The 16,989-nt window shown below is 69.3% G+C and carries 15 protein-coding genes; 7 read left to right on the forward strand and 8 right to left on the reverse strand.

The features are described 5' to 3' along the window. Window positions 1-166: 166 nt before the first annotated feature. The 5 genes from ACZ6DT_RS20755 to ACZ6DT_RS20775 all read right to left on the reverse strand — a co-directional run bounded on the left by ACZ6DT_RS20755 (window position 167) and on the right by ACZ6DT_RS20775 (window position 4,910). Window positions 167-1,345, reverse strand: coding sequence for an ABC transporter substrate-binding protein (locus tag ACZ6DT_RS20755; RefSeq protein WP_465597493.1), 1,179 nt, complete (start codon window positions 1,343-1,345; stop codon window positions 167-169). Next, complete coding sequence (locus ACZ6DT_RS20760) at window positions 1,342-1,743, reverse strand: nuclear transport factor 2 family protein (protein WP_465597496.1); 402 nt, start codon at window positions 1,741-1,743, stop codon at window positions 1,342-1,344. The genes ACZ6DT_RS20755 and ACZ6DT_RS20760 overlap by 4 nt, the downstream gene beginning before the upstream one ends. 9 nt (window positions 1,744-1,752) lie before the next feature. Beyond that, a complete protein-coding gene (locus ACZ6DT_RS20765) occupies window positions 1,753-2,520 on the reverse strand; it encodes a MoaF C-terminal domain-containing protein (RefSeq protein WP_465597499.1) in 768 nt (255 codons plus the stop codon). A 40-nt stretch (window positions 2,521-2,560) separates the two neighbouring features. Continuing rightward, complete coding sequence (locus tag ACZ6DT_RS20770; RefSeq protein WP_465597502.1) at window positions 2,561-3,541, reverse strand: AraC-like ligand-binding domain-containing protein; 981 nt, start codon at window positions 3,539-3,541, stop codon at window positions 2,561-2,563. Window positions 3,542-3,761: 220 nt separating this feature from the next. Further along, a complete protein-coding gene (locus ACZ6DT_RS20775; protein ID WP_465597505.1) occupies window positions 3,762-4,910 on the reverse strand; it encodes an abortive phage infection protein in 1,149 nt (382 codons plus the stop codon). A gap of 39 nt (window positions 4,911-4,949) precedes the next feature. Here ACZ6DT_RS20775 and ACZ6DT_RS20780 point away from each other — a divergent pair, with 39 nt between their 5' ends. Beyond that, window positions 4,950-5,582, forward strand: coding sequence for a TetR/AcrR family transcriptional regulator (locus ACZ6DT_RS20780; protein ID WP_465597508.1), 633 nt, complete (start codon window positions 4,950-4,952; stop codon window positions 5,580-5,582). A gap of 132 nt (window positions 5,583-5,714) precedes the next feature. Here the strand turns inward: ACZ6DT_RS20780 and ACZ6DT_RS20785 are convergent, their stop codons facing one another. Beyond that, window positions 5,715-7,049, reverse strand: a complete 1,335-nt coding sequence (locus ACZ6DT_RS20785; protein WP_465597511.1) for a cytochrome P450 — start codon at window positions 7,047-7,049, stop codon at window positions 5,715-5,717. A gap of 128 nt (window positions 7,050-7,177) precedes the next feature. Between ACZ6DT_RS20785 and ACZ6DT_RS20790 the strand changes: the two genes are divergently transcribed. The 3 genes from ACZ6DT_RS20790 (at window position 7,178) to ACZ6DT_RS20800 (ending at window position 11,635) form a co-directional block, all read left to right on the forward strand. Further along, window positions 7,178-8,473: a hemolysin family protein gene (locus ACZ6DT_RS20790; RefSeq protein WP_465597514.1), complete on the forward strand. Its 1,296-nt coding sequence runs from the start codon at window positions 7,178-7,180 to the stop codon at window positions 8,471-8,473. Window positions 8,474-8,536: 63 nt separating this feature from the next. Then, entirely contained in the window at window positions 8,537-10,216 is a 1,680-nt protein-coding gene (ilvD, locus tag ACZ6DT_RS20795; RefSeq protein WP_465597517.1) for a dihydroxy-acid dehydratase, read from the forward strand. A gap of 291 nt (window positions 10,217-10,507) precedes the next feature. Then, a complete protein-coding gene (locus ACZ6DT_RS20800; RefSeq protein WP_465597520.1) occupies window positions 10,508-11,635 on the forward strand; it encodes a helix-turn-helix domain-containing protein in 1,128 nt (375 codons plus the stop codon). A gap of 3 nt (window positions 11,636-11,638) precedes the next feature. Here the strand turns inward: ACZ6DT_RS20800 and ACZ6DT_RS20805 are convergent, their stop codons facing one another. Together ACZ6DT_RS20805 and ACZ6DT_RS20810 are read right to left on the reverse strand one after the other, a co-directional pair. After that, window positions 11,639-13,951 carry a LuxR C-terminal-related transcriptional regulator gene (locus ACZ6DT_RS20805; protein WP_465597523.1) on the reverse strand — a complete coding sequence of 771 codons (2,313 nt, stop codon included), beginning with the start codon at window positions 13,949-13,951 and terminating at the stop codon, window positions 11,639-11,641. 88 nt (window positions 13,952-14,039) lie between these two features. Further along, window positions 14,040-14,273 (reverse strand): hypothetical protein, encoded by a 234-nt coding sequence (locus ACZ6DT_RS20810; RefSeq protein WP_465597526.1) that lies wholly within the window; start codon window positions 14,271-14,273, stop codon window positions 14,040-14,042. A gap of 180 nt (window positions 14,274-14,453) precedes the next feature. On the opposite strand from ACZ6DT_RS20810, the gene ACZ6DT_RS20815 reads away from it, so the two are divergent. From ACZ6DT_RS20815 to ACZ6DT_RS20825, 3 genes are all read left to right on the forward strand, one after another. Further along, window positions 14,454-15,632: a sensor histidine kinase gene (locus ACZ6DT_RS20815; protein WP_465597529.1), complete on the forward strand. Its 1,179-nt coding sequence runs from the start codon at window positions 14,454-14,456 to the stop codon at window positions 15,630-15,632. Then, window positions 15,633-16,304, forward strand: a complete 672-nt coding sequence (locus ACZ6DT_RS20820; RefSeq protein WP_465597532.1) for a response regulator — start codon at window positions 15,633-15,635, stop codon at window positions 16,302-16,304. Window positions 16,305-16,389: 85 nt separating this feature from the next. Further along, the gene (locus ACZ6DT_RS20825) at window positions 16,390-16,965 is read left to right on the forward strand and encodes a dihydrofolate reductase family protein (RefSeq protein ID WP_465597534.1); all 576 of its coding nucleotides are present in this window, start codon (window positions 16,390-16,392) and stop codon (window positions 16,963-16,965) included. The last annotated feature ends 24 nt before the right edge of the window (window positions 16,966-16,989 follow it).

The raw sequence follows: 16,989 nt of genomic DNA on the forward strand, positions 1-16,989 counted from the left end.
GGGTATTTTCTCTTGTCCCTCTGAGGGAGTGGCGCTCTCCCGCCTTCTTCCTGTTTTGCTGTGTTTTGTGTGTTCTTTTTCTTCCCTCCCCCCCCCCCCCCCCCCCCCCCCCCCCCCCCCCCCCCCCCCCACGACCCACGCGACCCACCACGTACGCCGCCTCCCGTTACTTCTTGGGAATCCGCAGCCAGTCGTTCGCCGCGAGCTCCCATTTGTTGGTGCCGGAGGCGAGCTTGATCGGCCAGCCCGCGGTGTTGTCGTGGTGGTTCTGGCCGGGGCCGAAGACGTACGGCGTGCCGACCATGGGGTCGGTGATCGGTTTCATCTCGCGCAGCGCCTTGGTCACCGACTCACGCGTGATGTCACCGCTGATCCCCTTGACGACGTCGAGGAAGTACTTCGCCGCCAGGTAGCCGCCCTGGCTGAACGAGGTCAGCGGGATGTTGTTCTTGGTCATCAGCTCGCGCCAATCCTTGTTCTGCGGGCTGGTCGAGTCGGTGAACGGGTAGAACTCGGCAGGCACGTAGACCCCGGCGCCGGCGTTGGTGATGGCCTTGGCGTAATTCTCGCTGTAGACGCTGGTGAGCAGCAGCCACGTGACGTCGTTCCAGCCCTGCGCGGCGGCGGCCTTGAGCTGCCCGATGGAATCCGGCTCGACCGGGTTCACCGTGATCGCCTTGCAGCCGGCGTTGCGGGCCTTGACGATGTAGGAGGTGTAGTCGGAACCGCCGTAGGGCACGGTCGCGTCGAGGTACTTGAGCTTCTTGCCGGTGATGGCCGACCACTCGTCGATGGCCGCCTGATACGACGGCAGCGTGTTGCCCGCGATCTCCAGCAGCGCGCAGATGTCGTTCAGCTTCAGCGTTTCCGAGCCGTAGAGCAGGGTCAGCGTCATGTCGTGGTACGGGCCGACGTTGACCGGGGCGATGTTGGGGCTGGTGAAGCACGCCGGGTCCACGCCGATGCCCTGCATGGACAGGATCTTCTGCTGCTCGTAGTACTTGTTGTTGATCTCGCACTCGATGAGGCTCGACGAGCCGACGAGCGCCACCGCTTCGTCGCGGCCGACGACCTCACGGGCCGCGGCGGCCGCGGCCGCCGGGTCGCCCTTGTCGTCGAGGGCCTTGTACTCGATCTGCCTGCCGTTCACGCCGCCGCTCGCGTTGGCCGTGTCGAAGACCGCCTTGGCCGCTTGGGAGGCCTCGGGGAAGGTGGCCGCGCCGCTCAGCGCGTTGACCGAACCGACCACGATCGGTCCGCTCGAACCGCTTTCGGCCCCGGCACAGCCCACCGTGGCGAGCAGGACGGCGGCGGCGAGGGCGACCAGGCGCCGCGCGGGTTTCACCGGTTCCCCGAATCGTTCATGGCGTCGACGACGGGTACCGAGTCGACGATCTGCTCGAACGAAACGACCTTGCCGCCGTCGAACCTCCACACGTGCGCGACCCGGGCGGTGAACGAGCGACCGGTCTCGCGGTGCTTGCCCTGGTAGGTCCCGAGGCCGATCACCGTGTCTCCGGCGTCGAACAAGTCGCCCAGGGTGAAGGTGTAGCCGTCCCAGTCCTTCGCGATCGCGCCGAAGACGTTGTCCCGGACCTCCTCCGGGCCGGTGTAGGTTCCGGCGTAAGGGAAACCGGCCGCCTCCGTCCAGGTGGTGTCCGGGCCGAGCGGGGCCAGCATGCCCGCCAGGTCACCCCGGTCGCTCGCGGCGTAATGCGCGGCGATGATGTCGAGATTGGACACTGAGACTCCTTAAACCGGTTGCGCGTCGGGATAGGCGACGGCGCCGAGTGGGTAGATGTGCCCGCCCGCGCGGGAGTGCTCCGACCGGCCGTCGCCGGTCAGGCCGAGGAAGACGCCGGTGGTCTTGAGCGCGTAGCCGAGGTCGTGCAGCCACACACTGGCCACGGCGATGCGGAATTCGCGGAAGCAGAACAGGTAGAGTCCGTCCTGGAACTTCCACACCGTCGACAGGTCCATGTCCCCGTGTCCGCGCTGCACACCTTCGAGGCATTGCCAGGCATAGCGTTGCGAAGACACGTACACGTGCTCGTAAAGGTGTTCCGGGCTGTAGCGGTAGATGTTGCGCTTGCCGATCAGATCGCGCGACGGCCCCGGTACCTCGCCCGTCGGCTCGCCCGCGTCGGTCGTGCCGGACCAGAACGTCTGAGAGACACGGGGAACGCCTTCGACGTCTTCGGCGCCGATCACCGAGCGCACGGCGAGCGCGCGATGCGTCGTCGTGGAGAAGACGACGGCGAGTGCTTCACCTTCCACGCTGGTATGTGGGAGATTGACGAAGAAAACGTCTTCCCGGACGGCGACCGCGTCGTACGGATCCTCGATGCCGTTGCAGGAGACGGTTTCGGCGTCCTCGAACCGCAGCGCGAGCGTCGTTCCGTCGTCGAGGGCGACGGTGAGCTCGCGTCCCGACAGGTCCGCGTTCGGCAGGCGGTAGGTGGCTATTCCGGCGGCGAACTCGTCATAGGTGCGCCACTGTTCCTCGGGTGCTTCGGGCATGCGGTCATCGTCGAGGTGACCGCACTGAAAGGGCCAGCTGTCACGCGCTGGGCGGCAACAACCGATCGCTCACGGTCAAGCCGCGGCGCAGTTCGCTCGGCGAGCGGCCGAATTCCGTCTTGAACACCCGGCTGAAATGCGGCGCGTCCACGAAACCCCACTTCGCCGCGATGGCGGCGACGGGTCGCGAAGTGTGCACGGGGTCCAGTAATTCGCGGCGGCAGTGTTCGAGGCGACGGGTGCGGATCCAGCTCGAGACGGTCGTGCCCTGTTCGTGGAAGAGGCCGTGCAGATGCCGGGTGGAGATGTAGTGCTCGGCGGCGATCTGGGCGGGGCCGAGGTCGGTGGAGGAGAGGTTCGTGTCGATGTAGGCGAGGACGCGGCGCATCAGTTCGTGGTGCGGTCCGGCGCTCGAGCGGGCGAGGTCGAGTTCGCTGGCGAACAGCGTGGCGAGCAGATCGACCGCCGTATGCGCGAGCCGGACGCCCGCCGGTCCGCCGAGCTGGTCGAGGTTGCTGCCGAGTTGCGCGAGGAAGGGCACCACCACGTTGCCCATGCCCCGTTTGCCCGACATCGGCACCGCGGTCAGCTGGCCGACCAGGTCGCGGGGGAGATCGATGAGCCGCTGCGGGAACATCACCACGAGCGTGCGGAAATCTTCTTCGAACGCCAGGGTGTACGGCCGGTGCGTGTCGTACAACGCCACGTCACCGGGGCGCAGCATCGCCTCGCGGTTGTCCTGCACCAGCAGCCCGGTCCCGGACAGGATCAGGCTCAGCTTGTAGTAATGCCTGTCCGCCCTGGCGATGAGCTCCGGCGTCCGCTCGACCACGTGCGCCGACGCGGTCACCTCGGTGAGCTGGACGTCGTCGGCGCCGCACGAGCGGATGCGGCCGCGGAAATGGTCGCGGTGCTCGCTCGTCACGTGCAGCGGCACGAAGGATTGCGACACCACCGTGCGGAAATCGGTGAAATCTCGCGCGACCGTGGTGGTCGTCGGGTCGGCGGTGGCGGTGGTCACGAGGTCACCTCGCAGCGTCGGGGGGCGAATTTCATATACGATAAGCGATACGATGCTGCCGGGCAATGTTCCCCGCGAGGTCAGTCGGCGAGACGAAACAGAAGGGTTCTCGGGTCGACATCGACGGGGACCACCGCGCCCGTTTCGTAGCGGCCGACCTCCTCGGCTGGAAACGACGTCGGCGTTCGCGCGGACGACCGTCGTAGTCGCCGGCGTGCGGTCACTGGCCGGTTTCCGTCGCCGGTCCGGTAGAAATGCCCGCTTGCCCGCGGTTGTGCCGGGCGAGTGCGCCGAACGACCGCTTGCGCTCGAACCGGTACGGCGCCCCCTCGTCGTGGTGCCGTTCACGCAGTGTCTTCACGAGGGCGTACGACGCCATGTCGTAGTCGTACTCCGGCCGGGAAGGATGATGCGCCAGGTTCGGCGCGATGAATGTGTAGACGTGCGCGCCCTGGAGTCCGGCCGCGTCGAACACGCGCAAGAGCCGGGCGAGGTGGTCGGCCTGCTCGCGTTCGTTTCGTACATGGCCCGGTTCGACCCTGGGCGGGACCTGTTCGTAGTCGACGATGTCCCAGCCCATCCCGCCGGCCCGCGCGGCGCCGGTGTACGTGCACGAACCGAACTCCAGCACCACCACCGGTTTGTTCCACCGCCGGTACTGGGCCAGGTCCTTTGTGTACTCGGCATCGGTGGCGAAGTACGGGTAATAGTCGATTCCGACGATGTCGAAGAGGTTCCAGTCGACCGGTTCCATCCCGCCGATCGCGGCGTAGGTGATCCGGCCACGGAAGTTCCGGCGCGCGACGTCGGCCGCCCGCGCGAGGAAATCGGCCAGCCGGTCCATGATCTTCGGCCATTCCTCCGGCGGGATGGTGGCCATGTTCGCGATCCGCTCCTGGAAGGTCGCGCCCGGCACGATGCCCGGGGTGAAGAGGAAGTGCTCGCATCCGGCGACGAACTTGACGTCGTCGCCGTGGCGAAGGCGCTCGGCCCGCCGGGCGGATTCGGCCAGATGCTCGAGAACCTGAGCCTGGGGGTGGTCGTAGAGCCGGGGCTGGACGTACACCTCCATCCCCCGTCGCAGGGCGGTGGACGTCGTTTCGGCGAGCCTGCCGATGTCGGTGCCGAACGCGGTGATCGACGGGCAGCGCAGCTCGTCGGCGATCACCCGGATCTCGTGCTCCAGCTGCCCCCTGCTCCAGCGCACCCGGCTCAGCGGATCGCCCGCGGCGTGCAGGACGCCGGTGTCATAGGCGACCCCGCCTCGTAGCCGTCGAGGCCTGCCCGCCGCCTCGGCGATACCCCCGCCGAGACCCGCGAATGCCACCGCTCCCGCGACGGATTTCAAGAACGTCTTGCGACTGATCATGACTATCCTCTCGCTAGTTGCTCAACTAGGCTGCTGTTCATGCAACCAGAAAATGAGCCTGGTGAACAGGGGCGGCGCTCGTTCATCGAGGAGGCGCGGCGCGCGCAGATCGTCTCGGCGACCATCGAGACCATCGCGGAGATCGGTTACGCGAAGGCGTCGTTCGTGCAGATCGCGCGGCGGGCGGGGATCAGCCCGGGGCTGATCACGTACCACTTCGCCAAACGCGAAGAGCTGATGAAGCAGGTCGTGCTGACTGTGCACACCTCGATGGACCGGGCGCTGAGCGCGCGGGCCGAGGGCGCCGAGAGCTATGCCGCCGCGCTGCGTGCCCTCATCGAGGGCTTCGTCTTCTACTGCGCCGAGCGACCGAAGGAGATCATCGCGATCGGTCAGATCGCTTCGGCGTCAAGGGATGCGGAGGCCGCCCGGAACTGGTTCGAAGAGCAGAACGCGAAGACGCTGGCAGAACTGGAGGACATGTTCCGGGAGGGGCAGCGGCTGGGGGAGCTGCGGCGGTTCTCACCGCGGGTCATGGCCGTGTCGGTGATCGCCGCCATGGAGGCCGCCCCCGCGGAGCTGATGGCACGGCCGGACACCGATGTGGCGGCCTACGCGCGCGAGCTGGCCGACCTGTTCGAACACGCCATGAGCCGTCCGGCCAGTGCGTAGGAGCGACGGGACTCAGCCGAGGAAACTCGACCTTCACGCCTTCCCCAGTACCTGAAGGACCCCTTCCTTGCGCCTAGGTACAGGAAGAGGGCCTTCATGTACTTCCCCGAGCCCTTCACGGCGACAGAACGGTCAGGCGAGCGAGGCGGGAAGCGTTTCGAATCCGCGCAGGATCCGGGTCTGCCGCCGCCGCGCGCCGTCGAGAAGCCGCAGGTCGGGGAAGCGTTCGAAGATCGACCGCAGGCCGATCTCCCCTTCCATCCTCGCCAGCGAAGCGCCGAGACAGTAATGCCGTCCGGCGCCGAACGACACGTGGTCCCGCGCGTTCGCCCGCTCGACGTCGAAGGTGGCCGGGTCGTCGAAGATCTCCGGGTCCCGGTTGGCGCCCGCGAGCACGGTGCTGACGATCGCGCCGCGGGCGACGCGTGTCCCGCCGATCTCGGTGTCACTCGCGCAGAGCCTGCCGGTGAGCAGGACGGGCGGGTCGTAGCGCAGGATCTCGTCGACGGCGTTGCTCCACAGGTCCGGATCCGCCCGCAGTTTCGCGAGTTCGCCCGGATGCCGGGTGAGCAGGGCGATGCCGTTGCCGAGGAGGTTGACGGTCGTTTCGAAGCCGGCCGCCAGCACCAGTCCCGCGGTGGCCTTGAGTTCCCGCTCGGTCAGGCCCACCCCGTCCTCGCGGGCGGCGATGAGCTTGCTGAGCAGATTGTCGCCGGGGTTCGCCCGCAGCTTTTCCAGATGCAGGGTGAGCCACGAGTCGAACTCGGCCAAGGTCGCTTCGACCGTCCGGAAGGTCCGCCACGGCAGGCCGAGATCGAGACTCGGGGCCGCGGCACCGCCCAGCGCCAGCACCTTGTCCCGTTCTTCGAGCGGGACGCCGAGGATCTGGCTGATCACGGTGACCGGCAACAGACCGCAGTACTGCTCGACGAGATCGACGGGGTTCGCCGGATCGAGATTGTCGAGCAGTTCGTCCGTGATCGCCTGCGTGCGGTGCCGTAGTTGCTCGACCGCGCGGGCGGTGAAGACGCGCGTGACCAGTTTCCGGTAACGCGTGTGGTCGGGTGGTTCGCTCGCGAGCAGCGACGGTGGTTCTATCGGATGGATCAACCCGGACGAAGACCAGGCGACGAGCCGGTTGAGCAGCGGGTTGTCCGGGACGAACCGCACGGTTTTGAACGCGTCGTCGGTCAGGATCTCCTTGCACGCCGAATGCCGCGTGGTCACGTGCCCGACCCGGGTGGTGGCGATGGCGCCGTGTGAGCGGATCTCGTCGAACAGTCCGGTCAGGTCCGCTCCGCCGCTCGCCTCGACCGACAGCCTGCCCTGGAGATCGCCCCGGCGTGCCGCTGCCCGCAGTGCGACGCGGGGGAGCGCGTGGCCGATGCTCCAGCGGGTGACCGGTTTGGCGATCTCCTCCGCCCGGCGCCGGAAACTCCGGGCGGGAGCGGTCTTGAGTGTGAACATCAGGACTCCGTCCGTGCGGGTCCTCCGAAGGTATCGGAACGACGTGTCAGTAGCGAGCCGCTCCGATAGCTGCGGACCCGCTTCCCCGTCGGTAGTGTTCTGCACTTCCGGCGGGCCGGGGAGTGCTTGTGGGCGGCTACGGGTTCGACATCGCGCTGGTCGCGGTGCTGGTGGTGGTCAACGCGGTGTTCGCGGGCAGCGAGATGGCGCTGATCTCGTTGCGCGAGGGGCAGTTGCGGGCATTGGAACGGGACGGCCGCGCCTCCAGCCGGACGCTGGTGCGGCTCGCCCGCGACCCGAATCGCTTCCTGGCGACGATCCAGATCGGCATCACGCTCGCCGGATTCCTGGCCTCGGCGACGGCCGCGGTGTCCCTCGCCCAGCCCCTGGTGCCACTGCTGGACTTCCTTGCTGACGCCGCCGGGGCGGTGGCAGTCGCGCTGGTGACCATCGTCTTGACCTTTCTGACCCTCGTGCTCGGGGAGCTGGCGCCCAAACGGCTGGCCATGCAGTACGCGCTGCGGTGGGCGTTGCTGGTCGCGCGGCCGCTGAACCTGTTGTCGGCGATCTCGAGACCCGTGGTGTGGGCGCTGAGCGTGTCGACGAACTTCGTCGTGCGGATGCTGGGCGGCCGGGCGGAAGCCGATCCGGATCAGATGTCGCCGGAGGAGCTGCGGGAGCTGGTCTCGGCGCAACGCGGCCTGAACGCCGAGCAGCGCATGATCATCAACGGCGCCTTGGAGATCCACGAACGACGGCTGCGGGAAGTGCTCGTCCCCCGCCGTATGGTGCTGACGCTCCCGGCCGAGCTGGACCTGCTTTCCGCGCGCAGGCAGCTGGCCGAGTCCGGCCATTCCCGGGCGCCGGTCGCCCGCGGCGGCCATCTGGACGACGTCGTCGGTGTCGTGCAGTTACGCGATCTGCTCGGCGACCACGAAGACCTCGCCGAGGCCGTCAGACCGGCGGTGGTGTTCCCCGACTCGCTGCGGGTGTCGGACGCGCTGCGGAGTTTCAAGGCCGAGCGGGAGCAGATGGCGCTCGTCGTCGACGAGCACGGCGCCGTCGCGGGCATGGTCACGCTGGAAGATCTGCTGGAGGAGATCGTCGGCGAGATCTACGACGAGACCGACCGCGACGTGCTGGCCGTACGCGACGGCAACGACGGTTCGCTGGTCCTGCCCGGTACGTTCCCGGTGCACGACCTCGTCGATGTAGGGGTCGAACTGCGGGACACGCCGCCGGGGGAGTACGCGACGATCGCGGGGCTGATCCTCGTGATCCTCGGCAGGATCCCGGAGAAACCGGGCGACCGGGTGGTGCTCGCCGGCTGGACGGCCGAGGTGCTCGGCGTGGAGCATCACGCGATCACGCGGGTGGCGCTGCACCGGGGAGCGCCGCACCGTGGGCCGGATGCGGAGCGGTGAGTTGCGCCGGGCGCGTCCGGTTGGCAGCGTGCCCCGTGTCCCACCACTAAGAAAGGTGTTCCGATGCCGCAAGACCAGCCGGATTTGAAACCTCGTTCACGCGATGTGACCGACGGTCTGGAGCGCGCGGCGGCCCGCGGGATGCTCCGCGCGGTCGGGATGGGCGACGACGACTTCGCCAAACCGCAGATCGGGGTGGCGTCCTCGTGGAATGAGATCACCCCGTGCAACCTCTCACTCGACCGGCTGGCCAAGGCGGTCAAGAACGGTGTGCACGCGGCGGGCGGCTACCCGCTGGAGTTCGGCACGATCTCGGTGTCCGACGGGATCTCCATGGGACACGAGGGAATGCACTTCTCCCTGGTGTCCCGCGAGGTGATCGCCGACTCGGTCGAAACGGTGATGATGGCCGAGCGGCTCGACGGCTCCGTGCTGCTGGCGGGTTGTGACAAATCGCTGCCGGGCATGCTCATGGCCGCGGCCCGGCTCGACCTCGCCTCCGTCTTCCTCTACGCCGGCTCGATCATGCCCGGTCAGGTCGACGGCCGGGACGTCACGATCATCGACGCCTTCGAGGCTGTCGGCGCTTGCCTGGCAGGCAAGATCACCCGCGCCGAAGTGGACAAGATCGAACGCGCGATCTGCCCCGGCGAAGGCGCTTGCGGTGGCATGTACACCGCCAACACGATGGCGTCGGTGGCCGAGGCGCTCGGCATGTCACTGCCCGGATCGGCCGCCCCGCCCGCCGTCGACCGGCGCCGTGACGGGTTCGCCCACCGGTCGGGAGAGGCCGTCGTCGGGATGCTCCGCCAGGGCATCACCGCCCGGCAGGTCATGACCATGGAGGCGTTCGAGAACGCGATCGCCGTCGTGATGGCGCTGGGCGGTTCGACCAACGCCGTCCTCCACCTGCTCGCGATCGCCCGCGAGGCGGAGGTCGACCTGCGCATCGACGACTTCAACCGCATCGGCGACAAGGTCCCGCACCTCGGCGACCTCAAACCGTTCGGGAAGTATGTGATGAACGACGTCGACAAGGTCGGCGGCATCCCCGTGGTGATGAAGGCGCTGCTCGACGCCGGGCTCATGCACGGCGACGTGCTCACTGTGACCGGCAAGACCATGGCCGAGAACCTCGAAGGCATCGCGCCCGCGGGGATCGACGGCGAGATCATCCGCCCGCTCGACCGCCCGATCCACCAGACCGGCGGGCTGACCATCCTCAAGGGATCGCTGGCGCCCGAAGGCGCGGTGGTGAAGTCGGCGGGCTTCGACGAATCGACGTTCACCGGCACCGCGCGGGTGTTCGACGGCGAACGCGCCGCCCTCGACGCGCTCGCCGAGGGCCGGATCGTCGCCGGCGACGTCGTGGTCATCCGGTACGAAGGCCCGAAGGGCGGGCCCGGGATGCGCGAGATGCTCGCCATCACCGGGGCGATCAAGGGCGCCGGACTCGGGAAGGACGTTCTGCTGATCACCGACGGCCGGTTCAGCGGCGGCACGACCGGCCTCTGCGTCGGCCACATCGCGCCGGAAGCCGTCGATGCCGGGCCGATCGCGTTCGTGCGCGACGGCGACCCGATCACCCTTGACGTCGCGAACCGGACGCTCGAGGTCGAGATCGACGACGTCGAGGCCCGCCGGGAGGGCTGGACGCCCAAACCCCCGGCGTACACGCGCGGGGTGCTCGGCAAGTACGCCAAGGTCGTCCGCAGCGCCGCGCACGGAGCCGTTTGCGAGTAGGCCGGGCCGGTGCGCGAATGGCGGCTTCGCGTGTCCGGATGGACGGCAGACGTGTCTGGATGGACGACTCGCGGCGGAAGGCGGTCGCACGCGTGTCGTCCCTCCAAGTACACGTGCCGTCCACTCAGTCACGCGAGACCGCCAGTTGCGCACCACCACAAGGCCTCGGTGACCACCACGAATGGGTGACATGTAGGCCGGATGGGTGCAAGTACGTAATTCACCCGATGTGCCCGCTACTCCGGAGTAGCAGACTCGGCGACCCGACGATTCCCGCTGCTCCGGAGGTCGATGATGACCCTGACCGCGTCCCATGCCCCGGCCCGTTCCGCCGCCCTCGTGATCGCCCGCGTGGTCGTCGACGGGATCCGGCATTCGCTGCCCGAGCACGCGTCGCTGTTCGACGCGCGCGCCACGGAGTTCGTCGCCTCCGTACTGGAACACGACAGGATGAACTCCGCGCTGGGCATCGCCGCCGGTGCGGACGCCTTCCGGCAGGTCGGTGTCGCCGAGTACGCGGCGGGTAAGGGCTTGGAGCGGCTGTCCCGGGCGTACCACTCGGCGGGCCGGTCCGCCTTGCCCGCGCTGGCGTCGCTGTCACGGCTGCCCGGGGCAGGCTCGGCCGTAATGGACAGCGGGGTCGAGGCCCTGCTCCGCTGCGCCGACGTCCTGATCCGGCTGTCGACCGCGGCCTATCGCGCCGCGCACACGCCTTCGGTGGCCGAGTTGCGCCGAGACCTGCTGCGGGAGCTTTTGAGCGGCCGCCCGCCCGCGAAGTGGGCGGCGCTGGCGGCGGAGGCGGGCTGGGTGCCGCCCGCCCGGGTGGTGGCCATCGCCGCCGAGCCCGGCGCGGTCCGCGCCTCGTTCGGCCCGGAGGTACTTGCCGACCTCGCGGGCGAGTACCCGCATCTCCTCGTGCCCGACGACGTCGAGATCAGCGGTGTCCTGGCGGGGACCCGGGCGGCGGTCGGGCCCGCGGTGGCGCCCGCCGAAGCCGCGGTGTCCCTGCGCTGGGCCCGTCGGACGCTGGAACTGGTCCGCCGCGAGGTGATCGAGGACGGCCCCCTCGTGCGCTGGTCGGACCACCTGACCACGCACTGGCTGTTCGCCGACGAGGTGCTCACCTCCGCGCTCGTCACGCGCAGCCTGGCGCCGATCGCCGATCTGCCCGCGAACGAACGCACCAAACTGGCTGAGACCCTCGACGCCATGCTCGCCGCCCGCGGCGGGGCGCCCGAGATCGCGGAGAACCTCGGCGTCCATCCGCAGACGGTCCGCAACCGCCTCCGCCGGCTGCGGGTCCTGTTCGGCTCCCGGCTCGACGACCCGCAGACACGGCTGGATCTGCGGATCGCCTTGCGCGTGGAGCTGCTCACGCCCGAACCGGCGGGGGCGACCACCCCGATCAGGGCGGCGTGATGCTCACGCGGGCTCGGCCGTCCGGGTCACCCAGGTGGCGACCTGAACGCGGTTGGCGTAGCCGAGTTTGGTGAGGATGTGGTCGATATGGGTGTCGACCGTGCGCCGGGCGATGCCGAGCCGGTCGGCGATCTCCTGGTTCGTCAGCCCTTCGGCGATCACGTGCGCGATCTCGGTCTCGCGTTTGGTGAGCACCTGCGCGGCCTTTTTCCGTGGCTCGGGGGCCCACTCCTCGAGGGCGTAGACGATGGCGTCGGCGGTGGACATCGCGGCGCCGTCGGCGAACTCCTTGACCGCGACCTCCCAGCCCAGCGCCGCCGTCACAACCTCGGTGTCGGCCTGCATCGGTTCGGTGAACGCCTCGTACCGCGTCGGCCACGCGCCCACCGTGCGCCAGACGTTCATCGAGGCGCCCTGCAGGATCGCTGCCCGGCTGGGACGTCCGGTGCGGGCCGCGCAGCCCGCCAGGACGGTGAGCGTGAACCCGACGACGACCCGGTCGTTGACCTGGGCGTGCAGGCGCAGAACCTGCTCGCAGCAGTGGCTCGCCACCGCGAGATCACCCTGGAGGTACTCGGCGGCGGCGCGCGACCACAGTGCCCATCCCCGCCAGAAGACCTCACCCCGTCGCTCGCAGCGCTCCACTGCTTCCGCGAGCACCGCCCGGCCGCGGTCGATGTCGCCGTTCAGCCAGACGGCCAGCCCGTGGTTGTAGCTCGCCCAGAGGTCCGCGCCCTCGTCGCCGTGGGTGCGGAACAGGTCGATGGCCGTGCCGAACAGGCGCGACGCCTCGGCCATGTCGTTGCCGATCAGCGCGGCGTAGGCGCGGACGTGGAGCACGTACGCGGCGGCGAGGTCGTCGCCGCTCGCCTCGGCTTCGACGGCCGCCCTGTCCAGCATGCACCGATGAGCGGGCAGGTCGCCTTGCACCAAGGCCAGGAAACCCGAGAGCCACAGCCCGTGCGCCCGCTCCGGGACACCCGGTGCCGCGACCTCGTCTAGACGGCGGACCCACATCCGGCCTTCGGTGTTCAGCCCGCGGACGATCCAGAACTCCTTGACGTCGCGCAACATCCGCAGCCCGACGACCGCGTCCTCCGGATCGCCGGTGCAGTAATCGAGGGCGACGCGCAGATTCGCGTGCTCGCGCCGGAGCCGTCCGATCCAGCCGAGCTGATCGGTCTCCAGCCATTCCGTGGCGTACCGGCCGGCGAGTTCGGCGAACCAGTCCCGGTGCCGTTTCCGGAACTCCGCCGTCCCGCCCGTCTCATTGAGCCTGTCGACGCCGTACTCGCGTACCGATTCCAGCATGCGGTACCGCACGCCGCCGGGGTATTCCTCGCGCAGCAGGATGGATTTGTCCAGCAGCCCGTCGACGACTTCGAGGACCCGTTCACACGGCAGTTCGCCGCCGGAACAGACCTGCTCGGCCGCGTCGAGGTCGAAGCTGCCGGAGAACACCGACGCACGCGCCCACAGCAGGCGTTCGGGCCCGGTGCACAGGTCATGGCTCCAGCCGACCAGGGCCCGCATGGTCTCGTGCCGCTCCGGCCGCCCCCGCCGATCCTTGGCGAGCACGGAGAACTGCCGGTCCAGCCGGTCGGCCAGCTGGCGCAGGGACAACGCCCGCGCGCGGACGGCGGCCAGTTCGATGGCCAGCGGCAGCCCGTCGAGCCTGCGGCACAGCCGGATCAGCGGCTCGGTGTCCTCCTCGGTGAGCCGGAACGACGGCGCGACCGCGGTCGCGCGGTCCACGAACAGCCGCACGGACTCGTCGTTCATCGCGCGTTCGAAGGAGTCGCCCGGTTCCGGTATCGCCAGCGGCGGCACCGGCAGGACCCGCTCGCCCGCCACCCCGAGCGACTGCCTGCTCGTGGCCAGCACGGTCACCTGAGGACAGGAGCGGACCACGGTGTCGGCGAACCAGGCGCAGCTGTCGACCAGATGCTCGCAGTTGTCCAGCACCAGCAGTAACCGGCTCGCCTGGAGTGCCTCGACGACCACCTCGATGGCCGGTTTCGCCGAGCGGTCGCCGAAGCCGAGCACGTTCGCCACGGTCGGCACCAGCAACGCGGGTTCCCGCAGCTCGGCGAGCGAAACGAAGGCGACGTCGTCGGCGGTCGCCTCGCGGTGGGCCGCGGCGATCCGCCACGCCAGTCTCGTCTTGCCGACACCGCCGGGTCCGGTCAGCGTGACCAGCGACGACGTTTCCAGCAGGCGCCGCGCTTCGCCGGTCTCGACGTCGCGGCCGACGTAGCTGGTCACTTCCGTGGGATCGGCAGGCCACCCCGGAAGCGAGCCGACTCCGTCCGCCATGCACTCTCCCGCGCTCGACCAGCCCCGCGATTCCGTCCGATGTAGACGGAGCTCGCCCGGCTGCGGATCCTAGCGGACCGGCGTCCTCCTAGCGGGACGCTTGTTTGCCGCGGTCGTGCGCCCAGCCCGCCAAGACGGTTCCGGCGGCCACGAGCAGCAGGAATACGAGCAATCTGCCAGCCCATTCACCGGGTACCCAGTCGAAAGTGCCCCACAACTGGGTCGCGGAGTGATCGAAAAGGCTGCGGATGGCGGCCTGCGCGAAGACGGCGACGGTCACCATCCCGACTATTCGCAGCCCCAGACAGCCGCCCTTGGTCATGCTTCCTACCTCCTGTTTCGCGGTCGGGCCCCAGCATCGCCGTCACTGCTCCGGGAGCACATCGGCGGCGCGTCGCGCTTCGCGTCCGACCAAAGTCGACCTCGGTCGCGACCGAGGTCGGGGCCCGGATCCTCCTGTGTCCGGCTGCGCCACCGCGGACGGGTCGACCATGATGAGCCGGTGATCAACGACGCCCAGCCGCCCGTCCCTCCCTGGGGGCAGGCATGGCGTCTGCTCGCCGCGGCCGCGCTGGGAGTGCTGCTTTGGCTCGTCACTGCGTCGCAACTGCCGGAGGGTGCGACGGGCCCGAGGGTCGACTGGCTGACCACCGGTGACCCGCTGATCGCACTCGTCTGCCTGATCGCCCTGCTGTGGCGTCGTCGCTTTCCGGCCGTGGTCACGACCGCGGTCATCCTCGCCTCGACGGCGTCGGTACTGGCGGCCGGCGCGGCGCTGCTGGCGCTCTGTTCGCTGGCCGCCCGGCGGCGGCCGGCCGAAACGGCGGTGGCGGCGGTGTTGTCCGTGGTCACGGCGGTGCTGACCGTCGGCCTCTACCCCCAGCGGGAGGTACCGGCGCCGCTGTGGCTGCTGATCGGCCTCCCCGCCCTGATGGTGGGCATCGTGGTGGCCGTGGGCGCCGCGATCGGCGCGCGCCGGGAGGAGGTGCGATCCCTGCGGGAACGGGTCGAAAGCGCGGAACGGGAGCAGGCCGCGCGGGCGGCCGAGGCACGGATCATGGAGCGGCACCGGATCGCCCGCGAGATGCACGACGTCCTCGCGCACCGGGTTTCCCTGGTCGCCATGCAGGCCGGAGTGCTGGGGCACCGCCCCGATCTGCCCGCCGACCAGGTCGCGGAACTGGCCCGCGGCATCGCCGACGGCTCCCATCAGGCGCTGGAGGAACTGCGCGACGTCCTCGGCGTGCTCCGCGCGGGCCCGGACGAACTGGAACCGCCGCAGCGTTCGCTCGCCGACCTGCCCGCGCTCGTCGCGGACGCGCGGGCGCTGGGACTGGACGTCACCTTGACGGTCACGACCTCGGGTGAACCGCCCGACTCGATCGCGAGGACCGTCTACCGGATCGTGCAGGAAGGGCTGACCAACGCGGGCAAACACGCGCCGGGCGCCGAAGTGGTCGTCACCGTCGAGGGGAAAGCGGGTGACGGCGTGCGGGCGACGGTCCGGGATTCCGGTGCGGCACGGGCGATCGCGGGCCCGCCCGTGTCGGGATACGGCCTGCTCGGCCTCGCCGAGCGGGTCGGGCTGGCAGGCGGCGAACTGGACCACCACCCGGAGCCCGGCGGCGGATTCGTCCTCGCCGCGCGGTTGCCGTGGCCGGTCCGCGAAGGGAGCGAATGAATGGACAACGAGCGGGTGCGGGTCGTACTCGTCGACGACGAACACCTGGTGCGGATGGCGCTGCGGCTCATCGTGGACGGTGAACCCGACCTCGTCGTGGTCGGCGAGGCCACCGACGGCGACACCGCGATCACCGTGGTGGGGGAGCAGCGGCCCGACGTCGTCCTGATGGACGTCCGGATGCCCGGCCGCGACGGGCTGAGCGCGACCGAGGAGATCCTCCGCCGCCCGGATCCGCCCCGGATTTTGGTGCTGACCACCTTCGACTCGGACGAGATGGTGCTCGGCGCGCTGCGCGTCGGCGCGCTCGGCTTCGTACTCAAGGACACCCCGCCGCCCCGGATACTGGCGGCGATCCGGACGGTCGCCACCGGGGAACCCGCGCTTTCGCCCGCCGCCACGGCCCGCCTGATCGCCGCGGCCACCGGGCCGCACTCGTCCGACGCGCGCCGGGCGTCCCGCGAGACCGCCCGCGAACTGCTGGCCACCCTGACCGACCGCGAACGCGAGACCGCGAGCGCCATCGCCGAAGGGCTGTCCAACACCGACGTCGCGCGACGGCTGGCCATCACCGTCGCGACGGTGAAGGCCCACACCAGCAGCATGCTCGCGAAACTCGGCGTCGAGAACCGGGTCCAGATCGCCCTTTTGGTCCGCGACGCCGAAGGCTGAAACTTTCTCCGGCTCGGTGTCGAATCCGTCGTTCCCCGGTCGACGTAATGTCGAAAGCAGTTCGGAACGACCAAGGAGAAACCAGATGCGCACCCTGATCGCCACCGCGTTCGTCTCGCTCGACGGTGTCGTCGAGGGGCCCGGCGGGGAGCCGGGCTACCGCAACTCCGGCTGGACCTTCGACGGCATCGAGTTCGACGAAGCGGCTTACGAGCTCAAGAGCCGTGAGCAGGGCGAGGCCACGGCGATGATGATGGGCCGGGTCAGCTATCAGGCGTTCGCGCCGGTTTGGCCGGCCATGACGGAGGAATTCGCCGGCTACAACGCGATGCCGAAGTACGTCGTTTCGACCACCCTGCGGGAGGAAGACCTCGTCGGCAACTGGGGCGAGACCACGATCCTGCGCTCGCTCGACGACGTCGCGAAGCTCAAGGAGACCGAGGGTGGGCCGATCAGCCTTCACGGCAGCGCGGGACTGAACCGGAACCTCGCCGACGCCGGGCTGATCGACCGCTACCACCTGCTGCTGTTCCCGGTGCTGCTCGGTGCGGGCAAGAAGCTCTTCAGCGACACCGACAAGGACAAACAGAACCTCAAGCTCGTCGAGAGCGAGGCTTACTCCAACGGCGTCCAGAAGCTGGTCTACGACGTCATCCGATGATGGGACCTCGGCATGCGCGGGTCG

The organism is Amycolatopsis sp. NPDC041971 (assembly GCF_055588925.1).

Bases quoted from the DNA above. Each gene is read 5' to 3' on its own strand.
- ACZ6DT_RS20765 (WP_465597499.1), bottom strand. From the start codon at position 2,520: ATGCCCGAAGCACCCGAGGAACAGTGGCGCACCTATGACGAGTTCGCC.
- ACZ6DT_RS20775 (WP_465597505.1), bottom strand. From the start codon at position 4,910: ATGATCAGTCGCAAGACGTTCTTGAAATCCGTCGCGGGAGCGGTGGCA.
- ACZ6DT_RS20780 (WP_465597508.1), top strand. From the start codon at position 4,950: ATGCAACCAGAAAATGAGCCTGGTGAACAGGGGCGGCGCTCGTTCATC.
- ACZ6DT_RS20785 (WP_465597511.1), bottom strand. From the start codon at position 7,049: ATGTTCACACTCAAGACCGCTCCCGCCCGGAGTTTCCGGCGCCGGGCG.
- ilvD (WP_465597517.1), top strand. From the start codon at position 8,537: ATGCCGCAAGACCAGCCGGATTTGAAACCTCGTTCACGCGATGTGACC.
- ACZ6DT_RS20800 (WP_465597520.1), top strand. From the start codon at position 10,508: ATGATGACCCTGACCGCGTCCCATGCCCCGGCCCGTTCCGCCGCCCTC.
- ACZ6DT_RS20805 (WP_465597523.1), bottom strand. From the start codon at position 13,951: ATGGCGGACGGAGTCGGCTCGCTTCCGGGGTGGCCTGCCGATCCCACG.
- ACZ6DT_RS20810 (WP_465597526.1), bottom strand. From the start codon at position 14,273: ATGACCAAGGGCGGCTGTCTGGGGCTGCGAATAGTCGGGATGGTGACC.
- ACZ6DT_RS20820 (WP_465597532.1), top strand. From the start codon at position 15,633: ATGGACAACGAGCGGGTGCGGGTCGTACTCGTCGACGACGAACACCTG.
- ACZ6DT_RS20825 (WP_465597534.1), top strand. From the start codon at position 16,390: ATGCGCACCCTGATCGCCACCGCGTTCGTCTCGCTCGACGGTGTCGTC.